The following is a 17686-nucleotide window of genomic DNA, read 5'->3' on the forward strand; positions in this document are numbered from 1 at the left end:
GCGTCGGAGGCCGCGTTCGAGCCGAGGGAAGAGGTCGCGTTTCGGTCAGGGTAGGCGTGGCGCCGTCGGACTTCAACTGCGACGACGCGGCGGCGGATCTGCCGCCAGCGCGGGCAAGCGATGGAGAAACCACGTCAACGCCAGGAGATCGGCGCTGCCGCCGGGGCTGAGGTTGGCGGCGATGAAGGCATCGTCGAGCCGCTCCATCGCCGCGACGAAGTCCGGGGCGTCGATGCCGCCACGCCGCCGCAGCGCCGCCGCCGCGGCCCGCGCGAAGGCCGCGCCTTGCGGCCCGCCACGCGCCACCAGATTGGTGTCCGGGTTGTGCTCGAGCAGATGCAGGAAGGCGGCGTGCAGCGCCCGCTCGGTGCCGACGCCACGATCGAGCGCCGCCGTCAGCACCGGCAGCGAACCGTGGCGCACCGTCGCGAAGCCCGAGGCCGCCTCGCCGCGCGCGCCGGTCAGGCCGAAGCGGCGGTGGATCGCCGCGCCGGCGGTGGTCGCTTCGTGGGTCGGTCCGAGCTCGCGTTCGACCAGCCCCGCGGCGATCGCCGCGACGTCCTCACAAACCGCTTCGGCGTCGAGCGCGTCACCGCGACCGACCACCCGCCCGGCCGCCGCCGCCGCCAGTCCGAAGGCGAAGATCGAGCCCTTGTGGGTGTTGACGCCGCCGGTCGCGGCATACATCGCCCGTTCGGCTTCGAGCCCGGTCGGCCGGAGCGTCGCCAGCACCGCCTCGGCCGGCAGCGCCGCCGCCGCCCGCCCGAGCCGGAAGAAGGGAGCGGCGAAGGGCGCGATCGCCGCCGCGCTGGCCGCGAAGGTCGAGAGATCCATGTCGCGATGCGATCCGGTGTTGCGCCGGTCGACCAGCCCCGGTTTGGGGGTGAGCAGAAATTCCCGCTCCAGCGCCTCATGGGTCAGGGCCGCCACCGCCGCCGCGAGGCCGGCGCCGCGCCGACCCACGACCGCCGACCGCCGGGCGGGCCGCGGTTCAGGTGCGCGGGTCGGGATCGTCGGCATGCGCTGCATCGAGCCTCTCCTCCATCACCGTCAACAGTTGGTCCAGCGGATGCGCCTGCGACCGCGCGCAGGCGTGCCCCGGCGCATCGCAGACCAGACAGCGCCGCGGCGCCGCACCGAGATCGCGCCGCGACAAGGTGGCGCCGTCCGGCCCGGTCACGTCGATGTCCCACAACCGCCCGAGCGGATGGCCGTCCTCGAGGGCGACCGTCGCCCGCTTGACCGCCAGCGGCTCGGCCGCCACCGCGAAGATCGCTTCGAAGCCGGTCGCCGCACTCTCCGTGCCGACCGTCGCGTGGGCCCACCCGGCCTCGGCGAACAGATGCGCGAGCGCGGCGAGCGCGGCGCTTTGCGCGTCGCTGGCAATTCCGCACAGTTTGACCGGACCCGGCATCACCGGTGTGACGACCACCACCGTGGCCGCCCCCGCCGCCAGCGCCGCATCCCGTCGCGCCACCCGCCGTTCGCGGGCGGCGAGCACCGCCGCGAGCGGCGGCACCGGCCCGGCCCGACGATCGCGCGGCGCGTCCGTCATCCCTTCACCTGCCGCACCGCGTCGATCACCGTGCCGTCGCGATAGCGGATCAGCCCGACCACCCGGTCGAGGAACTCGATCGGTTGCGGCTTGCCGGTCAGCGAGATCGCCCGGGCATAGAGCTCCTCGATGGTCATCACCGGCAGACCTGCCGCCTTCAGCCGCTCGGCGACCTCCGGCCGGTTGGGATTGACCGCGATGCCGTGATCGGTGACCAACACGCCGATGGTCTCGCCCGGCGTCACCACCGTGGTGCATTTCTCGACCACCGTCGGGATGCGCGAGCGGATCAGCGGCCCGACCACGATCGCCAGCGCCGCCCCGGCCGCCACGTCGGAATGCCCGCCCGAGGCGCCGCGCATGACGCCGTCCGACCCGGTGATGACGTTGACGTTGAAGTCGAGGTCGATCTCCAGCGCCGACAGGATGACCATGTCGACCCGGTCGCAATAGGCGCCCTTGGAGGTCAGGTTGGCGTAGGTGTTGGTCGAGATCTCCCAGTGCTCGGGATTGACCCGCAGCGATTCCGCCGCCACCGCGTCGAAGCTCTGGGTGTCGATGATCCGGCCGATCAGCCCCTTCTGGTGCAGATCGACGATCGGGCCGGTGATGCCGCCGAGCGCGAAGGCCGCCTTGATCCCCTTCTTGACCATCCGGTCCTCGAGGAAACGGGTGGTCGCGGTGGCCGAACCACCGGTGCCGGTCTGCAGCGAGAAGCCCTCTTCGAACAACCCGGCGTGTTCCATCACCTCCGCCGCCAGACGGGCGATCAGCAACTCGCGCGGGTTGGAGGTCATCCGCGCCGCGCCGACCGAGATCTTCGAGGGATCGCCGATCTGGTCGACCTTGACCACGAAGTCGACCTGATCCTGCCGGATCGACGCCGGGGCGTTGGGGAAGGGCACGATCTCCTCGGCGAGCAGGATCACCTTGCCGGCCCGCGCCGCATCGACCATCGCATAGCCGAGCGAGCCGCAGCGCGACCGCCCGGAGATGGCGTTGGCATTGCCGAAGACATCGGCCGTCGACACGCCGAGGAAGGCGACGTCGAGGGTCAATTCGCCGCGGTCGATCAGATGCACCCGGCCGCCGTGCGAATGCACGTTGATCGGCGTCTCCATCAGGCCGTGCGAGATCGCGTCGGCGAGCTTGCCGCGCATGCCCGAGGTGTAGATCCGCCGGATCACCCCCGACTTGATGTGCTCGATCAGCGGAAAGTTGCAGGACAACAGCGACGACGGCGCCAGCGTCAGGTCGCGGAAGCCCATCGCCGCGAGCTTGTCGACCACGAAGTTGATGGTCTTGTCGCCTTCGCGGAAGGCGTGGTGGAACGAGATGGTCATGCCGTTCTTGAGCCCCGAGGCGCGGATCGCGTCCTCGAGACTGGCGGCGAGCTTGCGGCCGTGCTTCTGGGTCTGGGTGGCGAGATGCGGCGCCCGCGCCGTCACGCCCGAGAAGGCCTCGAGGCCGGCGGGCAGGGACACGTCGGCGAGCCGGGCTTCGGTCGAATGGGTCATCGGTCGGTCCTCGATCACTTGCGCACGCCGGAGGCTTCGGCCCGGCGCAGCACGACGCGCGCATGGTCGATCACCGGGGCATCGATCATCTTGCCGTTGAGCGAGACGACACCGAGCCCCTGCCGCTCGCCGGCGGCGGCCGCGGCGACCACCCGGCGGGCATAGTCGACCTCTTCCTCGGTCGGCGCGAAGGCGTTGTGCAACAGCTCGATCTGGCGCGGATTGATCAGCGACTTGCCGTTGAAGCCGAGCCGCTTGATCAGATCGACCTCCTTGAGGAAGCCGGCCTCGTCGTTGAGATCGCCGAACACCACGTCGAAGGCGTCGATCTTGGCGTAGCGGGCGGCGTGCAGCACGGCGCAGCGCGCGTAGAACAGCTCGGTGCCGTCGCCGCGTTCGGTCTGCATGTCCATGACGTAGTCGAACCCGGCCAGCGCGATGCCGATCAGCCGCTTCGACGACGTGGCGATGGCCAGCGCATTGACCACGCCCGAGGCGCTCTCGATCGCCGCCATCAGCTTGGTCGAGCCGACCTCGCGACCGCATTCCCGTTCGATCCGTTCGACCTCGGCTTCGAGTGCGTGGACGTCGGCCGCGGTATCGGTCTTGGGCAGGCGGATGACGTCGGCCCCGGCCCGCACCACCGCTTCGAGGTCCTTCATGCCGAAGGGCGTCGACAGGGGGTTGATGCGGACGACGGTCTCGATGTCGCGGTAGATCGGCATCTGCAGGGCGTGGAACACCAGCATCCGCGCCGAATCCTTCTCGCGCAGCGAGACGGCGTCCTCGAGGTCGAACATGATCGAATCAGGCCGATAGACGAAGGCGGTCGACAACATCGCCGCGTTCGAGCCCGGCAGGAACAGCATGCTGCGGCGCAGTTTCATGACAGCGCACTCCATTCGGCGGTCCATTCGTCCACGGCGCGCTGCACCGCGGTCTGCACCCGGGCGCGGATCACGCAGTCGAGCGCGCCCTTGTCCTCGATCACCACCAGACCGTCGACGATGGCGAGCTTGGCCAGCGTCTCGCGCACCACCGCCTCGATCTGGGTGCCGAACTGGTGGATCACCTCGCTCTGCAACACCACCTCGAGCCCCTCCTCGCGGGGGGCGATGCGCACCATCAGGTCGCTCGACTCGAGCGTCCCGGCGAGCGCCTCTCTCACGATCTTCATCTGCGAAGTCCCTCTTCTCGTCGATCAGGCGGAGGCGCGGTTGACCGCGGCCTCGCCCGGGCCGCCACGGGCGGCGGAAGGTCGATCCTGACGGTATTTGGCCATCAGGAGGGCCAGAGTGGCCGGCGGCACCAGGCCGCCGATCCGGGCGAAATCGCCGGTCGCCAGCAGGCGGCGGACCTCGGAGGCCGAGATCGGCACCTCGTCGTGGACCACCCGCGGGATCTCGACGACCGCGATCGCCGGCGCCGGCGAGACGTCCTCTCGCAGCCAGTGCTGCATGTCGGCGTTGTACTTGTGGGTGGTGCGGCAGAACGGCTCGGTGCCGACGAAGCGATGGGTGATGCCCAGCGCCGGGGCGATCCAGTTGCGGAAGAGCAGCAGGTCGATCGCCGTGAAACAGTCGCCGACCACCCCCTTCTCCTTGAAGAAATAGGCCGAGAAGGTCGCCCGCGACACCATGTATTCCGAGCCCGGATGCAGGGTCAGGTGCGGGATCCCCTCGATGCCCGACTTCACCAGGGCGAAGCGGTCGCGGTAGCTGATCAGCGAGGCGTCCTCGGCGACCACGAACACGTGGAGATGATCGCAGGCCGCCGCCGCCCGGTCGACCAGATAGCGGTGGCCGCGGGTGAACGGGTTGGCGTTCATCACGATCGCCCCGATCACCGCGCCGTCGTGGCGCAGCCGCCGCAGCCCGTCGCAATAGCTGCGGATGCCGATCGGGGTGTTCTCCATCAGCGTCACGTAGCCGGGCACTTCGGCCAGCGGATAGAAGCCGCAGGAGCGGAAGAAGTCGACGTTTTCGGGTTTGGTGTAGAGGAAAAGATGGCTGTGGCCGCGCTCGTGGGCGAGGTGGACGACCTCGGTCAGGAGGCGCAGGCCGAGCGCCTCGCCGCGCAGCTCCGGATCGATCGCCGTGCACTTGACGACGTTCTTCTCGAGGCCCGCACAGGCGATCAGCCGACGCGCCCGCCGGAACACGACGAAGGCCTCCACGCCCTGCTCGTAATCGAGGCCGGAGCGCGCCAGCAGGGCACAGACCTCGTCGCGCTCGTCCGACTGAAGCGCCGGATCGATGGCGTAACTTATGATTTCTTCCGTCATGTTGCCGTCTTTCGAGGTGGCGCGAACATAATGGCCGATTCGACGAAAGTCATTACTGCATTTCACATACGGCAATGAGAATTCTCTTCGTCATATCGTCATCTGTCGGCCGCCACGCCGGTCCGTCGACGGGCGCGACCGGCGCCGTCGATCGGGGTCCGGCCCACCACTCCGCAAGGAGCCGGCGGGCCGGACCAGGTCGAAATCACACGATCCGCGAGAGGACGATCAGCACCACCGTCACGGTGATGGCACCGCCGATGCGGGTGGCGATCTGGGCGAAGGGCATCAGCCCCATGCGGTTGGCGGCGGTCAGGATGGCGACGTCGCCGGTCCCGCCCTGGCCCGAGTGACAGGCGTTCACGATCGCCGATTCGATCGGGTACATGCCGATCCGGCGACCGACGAAGAAGCCGGTGGCCATCAGCGTCACCACCGTCGAGACGATGATCGCCAAGTGGGTCGGGTTGAAGGCCGCCACCAGCTTGTCCCAGGGGGTGATCGACACGCCGACCGCGAACAGCAGCGGGAAGGTGACGGCGACCTGGAAGAACTTGTAGACGATGCCGGCGCCGGCCTGGAGCCGCGGCGACACCGCGTGGCCGAGCTTGATCGCCACGGCGAGGAACAGCATCGCCACCGGACCGGGCAGGCCGGTCAGTTTGAACACCAGCATGCCGACCAGATAGAAGGTGCAGGCGGTGACCAGCGCGCCGGCGATGGTGGCGATGTCGATCGACGCCGGGTCGACCTTCTCTTCCGACGCCGCGATGTCGTTGGACACGCCGGGCTGCAACTGGCCTTCGCCGGTCAGGTGCGGATAGCGCTTGCCCAGGGTGTTGAGGGCGCCGGACAGCAGAATCGCGGTCAGCGAGCCGAGCATCACGCAGGGCAGCACGGTGGCGAACAACTCGCCCTGCGGCTGATGCAGGATCTCCGAATAGCCGATCGACAGCGGGATCGCGCCTTCGCCGACGCCGCCGGCCATGATCGGCACGACGATGAAGAAGAAGGTCTCGTAGGCCGTCTTGCCGAGCGCCATGCCGACCATCGTGCCGACGAAGCCGGCGACGATCGAGCCGACCGCCAGAGGGATGAAGATCTTCAGGAAGCCCTTGATCAGCACCTGCCGATCCATGGCGAAGATCGATCCGACGATGATCGCCGCGATGAACAGGTAGAGGAACTGGCTCTGCTTGGAAAATTCTGTGGTCACCCGCACGACTTCCGCCGGCAGGATCTTGTAGAAGGCCAGCGCCGACGGGATGAAGGTCGCAAAGATCGCCGCCGCCCCGACCTTGTTGAGGATCGGTGTGCGCTTGCCGAGCTCGCCGCAGGCGAAGCCGCCGACCGCCAACAGGCCGATCGCCATGGTGATCTCGCCCGACAGCTTGCCGATCCAGGAATAATAGCCGATCAGCCCGACCAGGATCACGAAGATCGGCAGCGGCACGATGCCGATCTTGAAGTCGACGATCTTCCACCAGCCGCGCGGCCAGAACTTCTCGGGGACGGCCTTGGCCGCTTCGGTCTTGCTGTCGCTGATCAGCGACCCGTCCATGGGTAGGGTCATCGATTCCTCCTGACGATCTCTGGTCTTCTTGATTTCGCGCCTCGCCTCGCCCCGGGCGTGCGATCGGCCCGAATCCGCGCGGCGACGTCGGATCGACCTTCTCTCCAGCAACCGACATGCCACCTGCCCGATCGCCGCCGAGCCCTTGACCGACAAGGACTTTTCGGCGATCGGCGAGGTTGCGGCCGGGGTCCGCGGACGGGTTTCCGGAAATGCCGTCCGGACCGCTTCCGGAAAACCGGAAATCCGCGCGACGGGCCGCGCCGCCCCGATTGCGCCGGCCGGACAGCGGGCTCTATCATCGCGCCGCGGCGCATGCGGCCGCGGCCGGCCGCGATCCGGCGAGGAGGACGACGTGAGCGTGATCGCCGACGTGACCATCCGCACGCGACTGATCGTCGCGATGGCGGTCAGCCTGATGCTGCTGGTCGCCGTCGGTCTGTCGTCGCTGACCGCCATGACCACCGTCGACCGCGCCACCGAGGAGCTCTATGGGCGCTGGCTGCCGTCGGTGCGGATTCTCGCCGAGATGAAATACACCATGGCCAGCCACCGCCTGCGCTTCGTCCGCGCCATCCTGACCCCCGAGCCGGAAGACCGCGCCGAGGTCTTCGCCATGGCCGACCAGCGTGTCGCCGACGTCGGCGGTCTCGCCCGCGTGTTCGAAGCCCGTCTCGTCGACCCCGAAGAGCGCCTCGGCTTCACCGCCGCGATGGAGCGCTGGCAGATCTACCTCGGCGAAGAAAAAGCCGTCCGAGAGAACCTCGCGCGCCTCGGCGCCGGCGAACTCTCCGCCCTGGTCAACGGCCGCACCCGCCTCGCCTTCGACGACGTCAATGCCGCGGTCAACGCCGCCATCGCCTACAACGACCGCGGCGCCGATCGCTCCGGGGCGGCGGCGGTGGCGACCTTCGATCGCGCCATGCGCCTCAACCTGTCGCTGTTCTGCGCCGCGCTGTTGTTGATGGTCGGCTTCGTGGTGATCGTGGTGCGTTCGATCAGCCGGCCAATCGACCGCATCACCGAGACCATGCACCGCCTCGCCGAGGGCGACCGCACCGTCTCGGTGGCCGGCCTCGAAGGGTCGAACGAGATCGGCCGGATGGCCGCCGCGGTCGACGTGTTCCGCAACTATCTGATCGAACGCGACTCCGCCCGCGCTGCGCTGGAGCGGGTCAACGAGGCGCTGGAGGAGAAGGTCGAAGCCCGCAACGCCGAACTCAGTGCCGCCAACCAGCATCTCCAGGCCGAGATCGTCGAACGCATCCAGGCGGCGCAGCAGTTGAAGGCGATGCAGGAAGAGTTGATCCGCACCGAGAATCTGGCGGTGATCGGCCAGCTCTCCGCCGGCATCGCCCACGAGCTCAACCAGCCGCTCGCCGCGCTCGGCACCCTGTCGCAGAACGCCGTACGCTTCTTCGATCGCGGCGACCACGACACCGTGCGCTTCAACCTCGAACGCATCGGCCATCTGGTCGAGCGCATGGGCGTGCTGACCGGCCATCTGCGCTCCTTCGCGCGGCGGTCGAGCGGCGACCTCGAGGACGTCGACATCGCCCGCTCGGTCGACAACGCCCTGGCGCTGCTCGGCCACCGCACCAGCCGCGAGGCCGCCCGCGTCGTGGTCGATCCGCCGGCGACGCCGGTCTCGGCCCGCGCCAACGCCATCCGCCTCGAACAGATCCTGGTCAATCTGGTCGGCAACGCCCTCGACGCCACCCGCGGCATCGCCGACGCCCAGGTCCGCGTGTCGTGGGAGGCGGTCGACGGCCGCACCGTGGTCCGCGTCGTCGACAACGGCGTCGGCCTCACCCCCGACATGGAGACGCGGGTGTTCGAACCCTTCTTCACCACCAAGAAGAGCGGCGACGGCCTCGGTCTCGGCCTCGGTCTGGCGATCTCCGCCGACATCGCCCGGGCCTTCGCCGGGACCCTCAGCGCCACCGGGCTCCCCGACGGCGGCGCCCTGTTCACCCTCGACCTGCCCTCGAGCGAAGAGGCGAGTGACACCCGTGACTGATCTCCAGGTTCTGGTCATCGAAGACGACGAAGACGTCCGCCTCGGCTGTCTCCAGGCGCTGATCCTCGAAGGCCTGCGCGCCGAGGGCGTCGGCTCGGTCGAAAAGGCCGAACGCCGCATCGGCCCCGACTTTCCCGGCGTCGTGGTGTCCGACATCCGCCTGCCCGGCCGCGACGGCCTCTCCTTCATGCGCGAGCTGGTCGCCCGCGATCCGACCTTGCCGGTGATCCTGATCACCGGCCACGGCGACGTCGCCACCGCCGTCCAGGCGATGCGCGACGGCGCCTACGACTTCATCCAGAAGCCCTTTTCGTCGCAGATCCTGGTCGACGTGGTCCGCCGCGCCGTCGACAAGCGCGGCCTCGCCCTCGAGGTCCGCGATCTGCGCCGCCAGCTCGCCGCCTTCGGCGGTCTCGACAGCCGGATCATCGGCCGTTCCGAACCGATGCGGCGGGTCCGCGACACCATCGCCGGGGTCGCCAAGAGCCGCGCCGACGTGCTGATCCGCGGCGAGACCGGCACCGGCAAGGAGCTGGTCGCCCGCTGCCTGCACGATCTCTCCGGGGCGCGCGGCAACTTCGTCGCGCTCAATTGCGGCGGCCTGCCCGAGACGCTGTTCGAGAGCGAGATCTTCGGCCACGAGGCCGGCGCCTTCACCGGCGCGGTCAAGAAGCGCATCGGCAAGATCGAACACGCCGCCGGCGGCACCTTGTTTCTCGACGAGATCGAGAGCATGCCGATGGCCATGCAGATCAAGTTCCTGCGCGTCCTGCAGGAGCGCGTCGTCGAACGGCTCGGCTCCAACAAGGAGATCCCCGTCGACTTCCGCATCGTCGCGGCGACCAAGGCCGACCTCGCCGAAGAGGGCCGCCAGGGCCGCTTCCGCTCCGATCTCTATTTCCGCTTGGCGGTGGTGACCATCGATCTGCCGCCCCTGCGCGCCCGGCGCGAGGACGTGCCGCTGCTGTTCGACGGTTTCGTCGCCCAGGCCGCGCTGCGCCACGGGCGCGAACCGCCGGAGATCGACGACGCCACGGTGCGCGATCTGATGGGCTACGGCTGGCCGGGCAACATCCGCGAATTGCGCAATCTCGCCGAACGCCACGTGCTCGGCATCGGCCTGCCGCTCGGCTCGCCGGTCGCCGACCGGCCGGTGCCGCTCGGCGAGGCGGTCGACGCCTTCGAGCGCTCGCTGATCACCGAGGAGTTGCGCCGCCAGAACGGCAACGTGCTGAAGACCGCCAAATTGCTCAACGTGCCGAAGTCGACCCTGTTCGACAAGATCCGCAAATGCGGCCTGGAGAGCGCCGACTGACGGGCGTGGCCGTGGAAAGACCACGCCCGCCGGCGACGGACCGCCGCCGCACCCCCGGGGCGAGCGAAGGGTGCGGCCGCGGGTCCCCCCCGTCGGTTCAGATCACCATCGTCGGCACTACCGCCGGGATGATCAGCGTCGCCCCGGTCGCAGCGATCACGTCGGCGATCGACACCCCCGGCGCGGTCTCGCGCAGCTCGAGCCCGGCTTCGGTCGGGACGATCACCGCCAGTTCGGTGACGATCAGATCGACCCGCCGCTCGGAGGTCAGCGGCAGCGAGCACTGCGCGACGATCTTCGGCGCGCCCTTGGCGGTATGGGTCATGGCAACGATCACCCGCCGGGCGCCGGTCACCAGATCCATCGCCCCGCCCATGCCCGGCACCATCTTGCCCGGCACCATCCAGTTGGCCAGACGCCCGGCGGCGTCGACCTCGAGGCCGCCGAGCACCGTGACGTCCATGTGGCCGCCGCGGATCAGCCCGAAGGACATCGCGCTGTCGAAGGCCGAAGCCCCGGCGACCGCGCCGATCGGCGTGCCGCCGGCGTCGATCAGGTCGTCGTCGGCGAGCCCGGCCTCGGGCAGCGATTCCATGCCGATCAGGCCGTTCTCGGACTGGAACGACACGTCGATTCCCTTGGGCAGATGGCGCGCCACCAGCGTCGGCAGGCCGATGCCGAGATTGACCAGCATCCCGTCGGTCATTTCGCGGGCGACCCGCGCGGCGATCAGGGTCTTCTCATCCATGGCTCTGTTCCTTGGCGACGAGGTGGTCGACCAGCACGCCGGGGGTGACGATCTGGTCGGGAGGGATGCAGCCCACCGGCACGATGTCCTGGGCCTCGGCGATCACCGTGTCGGCGGCCATGGCCATCAACGGGTTGAAGTTGCGGGCGGTCAGGGCGTAGTCGAGATTGCCCTTGTGGTCGGCGTGTTTGGCGGCGATCAGCGCGAAATCGGCGCGCAGCGGCGTCTCCAGCAGGAAACGCCGACCGCCGACCTCGATCACCGGCTTGCCGTCCTCGACCAGCGTCCCGACCCCGGTCGGGGTGAGGATGCCGCCCAGTCCGACGCCGCCGGCACGGATCCGCTCGGCGAGCGTGCCCTGGGGCACCAGCTCGACCTCGATCTCGCCGGCCAGGAGCTGGCGCTGGGTGTCGGCATTGGTGCCGACGTGGCTGGCCACCACCTTGCGCACCGCACGGGCGGCGATCAGCCGACCGACCCCGAGGCCGGCGCGGTTGGTGTCGTTGACGATGATCGTCAGATCCTTGCGGCCCTGGCGGACCAACTCGCCGATCAGGCGCAGCGGCGCGCCGACGGCGAGGAAGCCGCCGATCATCAACGTCGCTCCATCGGGGATGGTCTCGACGACGTCGGCGAGACGAATGACTTTGCTCATGTGGACGTTCCCGTTGCTGTTCTTCGCCCGTTCGGCAGTGCGAAAGCTGAAACCGCACATGCGGAATCGCCTCCGGGCTCGAGATCGAACCTCGAAGTGTGGGACTTATTGAGAGAACCACGAGGCTTCGGTAAAACCCTTACGTTTTCGCCGCAGGCTCAGCCTGCGATGTACGAATGCGTACGTTCAACCGTGAGATCAGAACCAGTGACGTCTTCTTAGAGGCGATCGTGAACATTGGACAGATCAGAAGTGAATGCATGGATGCATGGCCACGTGCATCAGCGATGCATGACCACATGCATTGCAGTTCGCGTTTATTTTGTGGAATGCCACACCCTTCGGCGCTATCGATACCGCCATAGTGCAACGCAACATCGACGGCGCCGCTTCCGACCTTCCGACCGCGCCCGTCCGATCCGAGGATGTCCACCATGAACGGTGTCGTCGCCCGCCCGCAGGAACCGATCGTCCTCCTCCCCGAGATGATGGAGAACGTCACCTACGACGAACTCGAGATCGGCCGCTCGGCGTCCGCCACCCATCTCGTCTCGACCCGCGACATCCTGCTGTTCGCGGCGGTGTCGGGCGACGTCAATCCCGCCCATCTCGACGCCGACTACGCCGAGGCCTCGATGTTCAAGGGCGTCATCGCCCACGGCATGCTCTCGGCCGGCTGGGTCTCGGCGCTGCTCGGCACCACCCTGCCCGGCCCCGGCACCATCTATCTGCAGCAGGATCTGCGCTTCTGCCGTCCGGTCCGGCCGGGCGACACGGTCACCGTCACGGTCACCGTCGCCGCCAAGAACGACGAGAAGAAGCAGATCACCTTCGACTGCCGCTGCACCAACCAGGCCGGCAAGGACGTGATCCTCGGCACCGCGCTGGTGATCGCCCCGGCCGAAAAGATCCGTCGCCCGCGGCCGCAGCTGCCGACCGTGCGCATCGACGCCACCCTGTGAATTCCGTTCGCCGGCGCCCCGACGCGCCGCGCCCTGACCTGGAGACTCCCATGCTCGATACCGTCACCGTCCTCCCGCAGGCCCTCGCCGCCCTCGCCCCCAGCCTCGCCGGCAAGAAGGGCCTGGTCGTCGGCATCGCCAACGACCAGTCGATCGCCTGGGGCTGCGCCAAGGCCTACCGCGCCATCGGCGCCGACCTCGCCATCACCTATCTCAACGAGAAGGCCGATCGCTTCGTGCGGCCGCTCGGCGAAGAACTCGGCGCCGAATTGATCCTCCAGGCCGACGTCACCAAGCCCGGCGAGATCGAGGCGGTGTTCGCCGAGATCGAAGCCAAGTGGGGCCGTCTCGACTTCCTGCTGCACGCCATCGCCTTCGCGCCGATGGCCGACCTGCACGGCCGCGTCGTCGACTGCTCGCGCGACGGCTTCATGCTGGCCATGGACGTCTCCTGCCATTCGCTGATCCGCATGGCCAAGCTCGCCGAGCCCTTGATGCAGGAGGGCGGCGCGATCCAGACCGTCAGCTACCTCGGCGCCGAGAAGGTCGTCGACAACTACAACCTGATGGGCCCGGTCAAGGCCGCGCTGGAGAGCGTCACCCGCTATCTCGCCGCCGAACTCGGCCCCCAGGGCATCCGCGTCAACACCCTGTCGCCCGGCCCGCTCAAGACCCGCGCCGCCAGCGGCATCGGCAACTTCGACGATCTGATCAGCAAGGTCATCGAGCGCACCCCGACCCATCAGCTGACCTCGATCGACGAAGTCGGCGCCCTGTCGGCCTTCCTGATGACCGACCTCGCCCGTTCGGTGAACGGCGAGTTGGTGCACATCGACGGCGGCTACAACATGATGGCCTGACGGCCGGCGCGGGGCGTCGCACGGCGCCCCGTTCCTCACCGATCGAGACGGATCGGGGCGCTCACGGCGGCCCGGTCCGCGTCGTCGTCCAATCGACCTCGGCAAAGATGGCGATCAGTTTTTCGGCGATCTCGCGTACGTCGGCACGCCGCGCCGCGGCCCGCCGCGTCACCTTCCACAGATCGAGATAGATCGGCGCATCCTCGAGCGGCAGCTCCCGCAACGAGGGATTGAGGCAGGGCGTGTAGACCGGCAGCAGCGCCAGCGCCGCCCCCGACAGCACCAGCCGTTCGCTGACGCTCGACCATTCGACCACCGTCGCCCGCTCCCCGGCCTTCTCGACCACCGCGAACCACCGCCCCCAGGCGTTCCAATCCTCGGTGCCGGCGAGCCGCGGCAGGCTGACCAGCATGTGGTCGCGCGCCAGATCGTCGAGCACCCGCGGCACCGGCCGGCGTCCGTCGGCAAAATAGGGGTCGGTGTAGAACACCCCGTAGCGCAGCCGCGCCAGCCGCCGCACCTTGTCGTCGGGATCGGCCTCGGGCGTCGCCCCCGGCGCGCTCCACACCAGCGCGATCTCCGCCTCGCCGCCGGCTTCGGCGCTGACCAGCCGGATCCCCGGCATCAACAGGTCGGGCCGACGCGCCATCACCTCCTGCAACGGCCCCATGTGCACGCCGGTGACCAGCGGCGTCAGCATGTAGTTGTAGACCCGTTCGGTCGCCTTGATCCGCACCGCGCCGTTGGCGGTCCTGAGACTCTTCAGCGCATCGGCGAATTCGTGCGCCTGACGGCGGATCCGCGCCGCGATCTCGGCCAGTTCCTGCGCCTCGGCCGCCAGCGCCGCGCCGCCGCCGGAGCGCTCGAACAGCGCCGTGCGGGCGCAGTCTTCGAGCCGCGCGATCCGCCGGCTGACCGTCGCCTGGTTGACCCCGAGAACCTGGGCGGCCTCCGAGAAACTGCCGGTATCGACCACTTCGGCGAAGGTTCGGATCTCGTCCCAGTCGAGATCGTCGCGTTCGAAAGTGCCGGTTCGATCGGAGTTGCGCTGCATGGTCGGTCCCGCCCTGGCCCCATCGATCGAGCCGCGGCCGACGGGGTGGAATCTGGTAGCAGACCCGCATCGAGCCGCCTATCCCGACAAGGGATTACGCCCGCGGGCGCGGTCCGCGCCCTCTTCGCCGGCTGCGGCGGATTGCGCGGGGGGATGTGGCGATTTCACGCGAAGTCCGATCGCGGCTCGGGCTAGACTGCGGGCGACGCAAGTTCGGAGCTCCTCATGTTCGAATCCCTCGCAGACCAGCCGCCCGACGCCCTCCTCGCCCTGATCGGCCTGCATCGCGCCGACCCCCGGCCCACCAAGCTCGACCTCGGGGTCGGCGTCTATCGCGACGAGACCGGCGTCACGCCGATCATGGCGGCGGTGCGCGAGGCCGAACGCATCCTCCTCGACACCCGCACCACCAAGTCCTACCTCGGTCCGGAGGGCGATCCGGTCTTCGTCGATCTCCTGAAGCCGATCGTCTTCGGCGTCGATCCCGGTCCCCGTCTGCTCGGCGTCCAGACCCCCGGCGGCACCGGTGCGCTGCGGCTCGGCGCCGAACTGATCGCCGCCGCCCGTCCCGGCGCCCGTGTGCTGATCGGCACCCCGACCTGGCCCAATCATGCGCCGATCTTCACCGCCGCCGGCCTGACCCTGGTGCCCCACCGCTTCTTCGACGTCGCCGGCCAGCGCCTCGACATCGACGCGCTCGCCGCGGCGCTGGAGAGCGCCGGCCCCGGCGACGTGGTGCTGCTGCACGGCTGCTGCCACAACCCGACCGGCGGCGATCTCGACCGCGCCGCCTGGGCCCGCGTCGCCGCTCTGGTGCGCGCCCGCGGAATTCTGCCCTTCGTCGATCTCGCCTATCAGGGCCTCGGTGAGGGCCTCGACGAAGACGCCGCCGGGGTCCGCGCCCTCTTCGCCGATCTCGGCGAGGGCCTCGTGGCCTATTCCTGCGACAAGAACTTCGGCCTCTACCGCGACCGCGTCGGCGCCCTGTTCGGCCTCGCCGCGACCCCCGCCGCGGCGGAGGTGATGCGCTCCAACATGATCGCGCTGGCCCGCGTCAACTGGTCGATGCCGCCCGACCACGGCGCGGCGATCGTCCGCACCGTGCTCGAGAGCGCGACGCTGACCAGCCTGTGGCGCGACGAACTACTGCGCATGGGCACCCGCGTCCGCGCCGTCCGGGCGGCTCTCGCCGCCGCCGACCCGCGCCTCGCCTTCCTCACCACCCAGCACGGCATGTTCTCGACCTTGCCGATCGATCCGGCCCGAATCGCCGCGCTGCGCGCCGACCACGGCGTCTACATGGCCGGCTCCGGCCGCATCAACGTCGCCGGCCTGCAGGTCGGCGATGCCCCCGCCTTCGTCGCCGCCCTCGCCGCCGTGGGCTGGTCCGTCTGACGCATCCGAACCCGCGCCGGCGCTCCCTGCGGGGGGCGCCGTGCCGGAGGCTTCCCGATGTTCATCTCCTCCGAGCCCCGCATCCTCACCGCCGGCGACGCCATCGTCGAAGCCCTGATCGCCAACGGCATCGACGCCGTCTACGGCCTGCCCGGCGCCCAGCTCTATCCGCTGTTCGACGCGCTGGCCCGCCGGGCCGACCGCATCCGCACTTATTCGGCCCGCCACGAACAGACCTGCGGCTACATGGCCTTCGGCCACGCCCGTTCGACCGGCCGCCCCGGGGTGTTCGCGGTGGTCCCCGGACCCGGCGTGCTCAATGCCGGCGCGGCCCTGGTCACCGCCCTCGCCACCTCGACCCCGGTGCTGTGCCTGACCGGCCAGGTGCCCTCGGCCTTCCTGGGGCGCGGTCGCGGCCACCTCCACGAGATTCCCGACCAGCTCGCCACCTTGCGCGGCCTGACCAAATGGGCCGCACGGATCGAGCGCGTCGAGGACGCCCCGGCGATCCTCGACGAGGCCTTCGTGCGCATGCTGTCCGGCCGACCCGGCCCGGTGGCGGTCGAGATCGCCTGGGATACGCTCGGCCAGTCGGCGCCGATCCGCGCCCTCGGCCCGGCGACCCTCCCCGCCCCGCTCGCCCCTTCGGCAGACGCGGTCGAAGCCGCCGCGCGCCTCTTGGTCGCCGCGGAACGGCCGATGATCTTCCTCGGCACCGGGGCGCGGCACGCCGGCGACGCGGTCCGGGAACTCGCCGAACTGCTCGACGCGCCGGTGACGGCGTTCCGCGGCGGTCGCGGCATCGTGCCCGAGAGCCATCCGCTCGGCATCTCGGCGGTCGCCGCCCATGCCCTGTGGCCGGAGACCGACGCGCTGATCGGCATCGGTACGCGGCTCGAGCTGCCCTACATGCGCTGGACGGGCATGATGCGACTGATCGACCGCCCGGTCGCCCCGCCCCATCTCGTCCGCATCGACGTCGATCCGGAGGAGATGACTCGTCTGGTCGCCCATGCGCCGATCCTCGCCGACGCCGAGACCGGCACCCGTGCGCTCGTCGCCGCCGTCCGCCGCCTCGCCGCCGATCGCCCGGCCCGCGACGGCGGCGCCCGCCGCGCGGTGATCGCCGCCGCCAAGACGCAAGCCCGGGCCCGCATCGAAGGCGTCCAGCCGCAGCTCGGCTTCCTCGACGCGATCCGCCGCGCCCTGCCCGACGACGGCTTCCTGGTGCCCGAGCTCTGCCAGGTCGGCTTCACCTCCTACATCGGCTTCGACGTCCGCCGCCCCCGCACCTATGTCTCGGAAGGCTACCAGGGCACGCTCGGCGCCGGCTTCCCGACCGCGCTGGGCGTCAAGGCCGCCCATCCCGACGCGCCGGTGATCTCGGTGACCGGCGACGGCGGCTTCCTGTTCGGGGTCGGCGATCTCGCCACCGCGGTCCAGGAAGGCCTCGCCCTGGTGGTGGTGGTCTTCGACAACGGCGCCTATGGCAATGTCCGCCGCGATCAGAAGACCGCCTTCGACGGGCGCGTGCTCGGCTCGACCCTGACCAACCCCGACTTCCCGGCGCTCGCCCGGGCCTTCGGCGTCGACGCCCGCACGGCGATCACCGCGGCGGATCTGGAGCGGGAACTGGTGTCGGCGCTCGCCGCCCGGCGACCGACGGTGATCCACGTGCCGATCGAACCGGACAGCGAAGTCTCGGCCTGGCCCTTCATCCACCCCAGGTGAGCCGACCCGGCCGCGCT

General features: G+C 69.6%; 16 protein-coding genes. 6 read left to right on the forward strand and 10 right to left on the reverse strand.

The genetic code is table 11. The features are described from left to right. Window positions 1-72 precede the first annotated feature (72 nt). The 7 genes from citG to EYW49_RS14730 all read right to left on the reverse strand — a co-directional run bounded on the left by citG (window position 73) and on the right by EYW49_RS14730 (window position 6929). Window positions 73-1029 (reverse strand): triphosphoribosyl-dephospho-CoA synthase CitG, encoded by a 957-nt coding sequence (citG, locus tag EYW49_RS14700; protein ID WP_228259622.1) that lies wholly within the window; start codon window positions 1027-1029, stop codon window positions 73-75. After that, window positions 992-1555, reverse strand: a complete 564-nt coding sequence (gene citX / locus EYW49_RS14705) for a citrate lyase holo-[acyl-carrier protein] synthase (protein WP_131310347.1) — start codon at window positions 1553-1555, stop codon at window positions 992-994. The genes citG and citX overlap by 38 nt, the downstream gene beginning before the upstream one ends. Further along, the gene (gene citF, locus EYW49_RS14710; protein WP_131310348.1) at window positions 1552-3072 is read right to left on the reverse strand and encodes a citrate lyase subunit alpha; all 1521 of its coding nucleotides are present in this window, start codon (window positions 3070-3072) and stop codon (window positions 1552-1554) included. The genes citX and citF overlap by 4 nt, the downstream gene beginning before the upstream one ends. A 14-nt stretch (window positions 3073-3086) precedes the next feature. Continuing rightward, window positions 3087-3959 (reverse strand): citrate (pro-3S)-lyase subunit beta, encoded by an 873-nt coding sequence (gene citE / locus EYW49_RS14715; protein ID WP_131310349.1) that lies wholly within the window; start codon window positions 3957-3959, stop codon window positions 3087-3089. Beyond that, a complete protein-coding gene (gene citD / locus EYW49_RS14720) occupies window positions 3956-4249 on the reverse strand; it encodes a citrate lyase acyl carrier protein (RefSeq protein WP_131310350.1) in 294 nt (97 codons plus the stop codon). Before citD ends, citE begins: the two co-directional genes overlap by 4 nt. A 24-nt stretch (window positions 4250-4273) precedes the next feature. Continuing rightward, window positions 4274-5356: a [citrate (pro-3S)-lyase] ligase gene (gene citC, locus EYW49_RS14725; protein ID WP_131310351.1), complete on the reverse strand. Its 1083-nt coding sequence runs from the start codon at window positions 5354-5356 to the stop codon at window positions 4274-4276. Window positions 5357-5561: 205 nt separating this feature from the next. Next, window positions 5562-6929 carry a 2-hydroxycarboxylate transporter family protein gene (locus tag EYW49_RS14730; RefSeq protein ID WP_323052995.1) on the reverse strand — a complete coding sequence of 456 codons (1368 nt, stop codon included), beginning with the start codon at window positions 6927-6929 and terminating at the stop codon, window positions 5562-5564. 355 nt (window positions 6930-7284) lie between these two features. Here EYW49_RS14730 and EYW49_RS14735 point away from each other — a divergent pair, with 355 nt between their 5' ends. After that, the gene (locus tag EYW49_RS14735; protein WP_131310352.1) at window positions 7285-8949 is read left to right on the forward strand and encodes an ATP-binding protein; all 1665 of its coding nucleotides are present in this window, start codon (window positions 7285-7287) and stop codon (window positions 8947-8949) included. Next, window positions 8942-10264: a sigma-54-dependent transcriptional regulator gene (locus EYW49_RS14740; protein ID WP_131310353.1), complete on the forward strand. Its 1323-nt coding sequence runs from the start codon at window positions 8942-8944 to the stop codon at window positions 10262-10264. The genes EYW49_RS14735 and EYW49_RS14740 overlap by 8 nt, the downstream gene beginning before the upstream one ends. Window positions 10265-10361: 97 nt before the next feature. Here the strand turns inward: EYW49_RS14740 and EYW49_RS14745 are convergent, their stop codons facing one another. Next, on the reverse strand, window positions 10362-11012 hold the full coding sequence (locus tag EYW49_RS14745) for a 3-oxoacid CoA-transferase subunit B (RefSeq protein WP_131310354.1): 651 nt from the start codon (window positions 11010-11012) through the stop codon (window positions 10362-10364). Continuing rightward, entirely contained in the window at window positions 11005-11667 is a 663-nt protein-coding gene (locus EYW49_RS14750; protein ID WP_131310355.1) for a CoA transferase subunit A, read from the reverse strand. The genes EYW49_RS14745 and EYW49_RS14750 overlap by 8 nt, the downstream gene beginning before the upstream one ends. Window positions 11668-12101: 434 nt before the next feature. Between EYW49_RS14750 and EYW49_RS14760 the strand changes: the two genes are divergently transcribed. Beyond that, window positions 12102-12629 (forward strand): MaoC/PaaZ C-terminal domain-containing protein, encoded by a 528-nt coding sequence (locus EYW49_RS14760; protein ID WP_228259623.1) that lies wholly within the window; start codon window positions 12102-12104, stop codon window positions 12627-12629. A gap of 50 nt (window positions 12630-12679) precedes the next feature. Beyond that, window positions 12680-13489, forward strand: coding sequence for an enoyl-ACP reductase FabI (fabI, locus tag EYW49_RS14765; RefSeq protein ID WP_131310356.1), 810 nt, complete (start codon window positions 12680-12682; stop codon window positions 13487-13489). 61 nt (window positions 13490-13550) lie between these two features. Here fabI and EYW49_RS14770 read toward each other — a convergent pair whose 3' ends face one another. Then, window positions 13551-14543: a LysR family transcriptional regulator gene (locus EYW49_RS14770; protein ID WP_131310357.1), complete on the reverse strand. Its 993-nt coding sequence runs from the start codon at window positions 14541-14543 to the stop codon at window positions 13551-13553. 225 nt (window positions 14544-14768) lie between these two features. Here EYW49_RS14770 and EYW49_RS14775 point away from each other — a divergent pair, with 225 nt between their 5' ends. Next, the gene (locus EYW49_RS14775; protein ID WP_131310358.1) at window positions 14769-15938 is read left to right on the forward strand and encodes an amino acid aminotransferase; all 1170 of its coding nucleotides are present in this window, start codon (window positions 14769-14771) and stop codon (window positions 15936-15938) included. A 57-nt stretch (window positions 15939-15995) separates the two neighbouring features. After that, window positions 15996-17669: a thiamine pyrophosphate-dependent enzyme gene (locus EYW49_RS14780; protein WP_131310359.1), complete on the forward strand. Its 1674-nt coding sequence runs from the start codon at window positions 15996-15998 to the stop codon at window positions 17667-17669. The last annotated feature ends 17 nt before the right edge of the window (window positions 17670-17686 follow it).

This window comes from Siculibacillus lacustris (assembly GCF_004328075.1).
GTDB classification, from domain to species: Bacteria; Pseudomonadota; Alphaproteobacteria; order Rhizobiales; family Ancalomicrobiaceae; genus Siculibacillus; species Siculibacillus lacustris.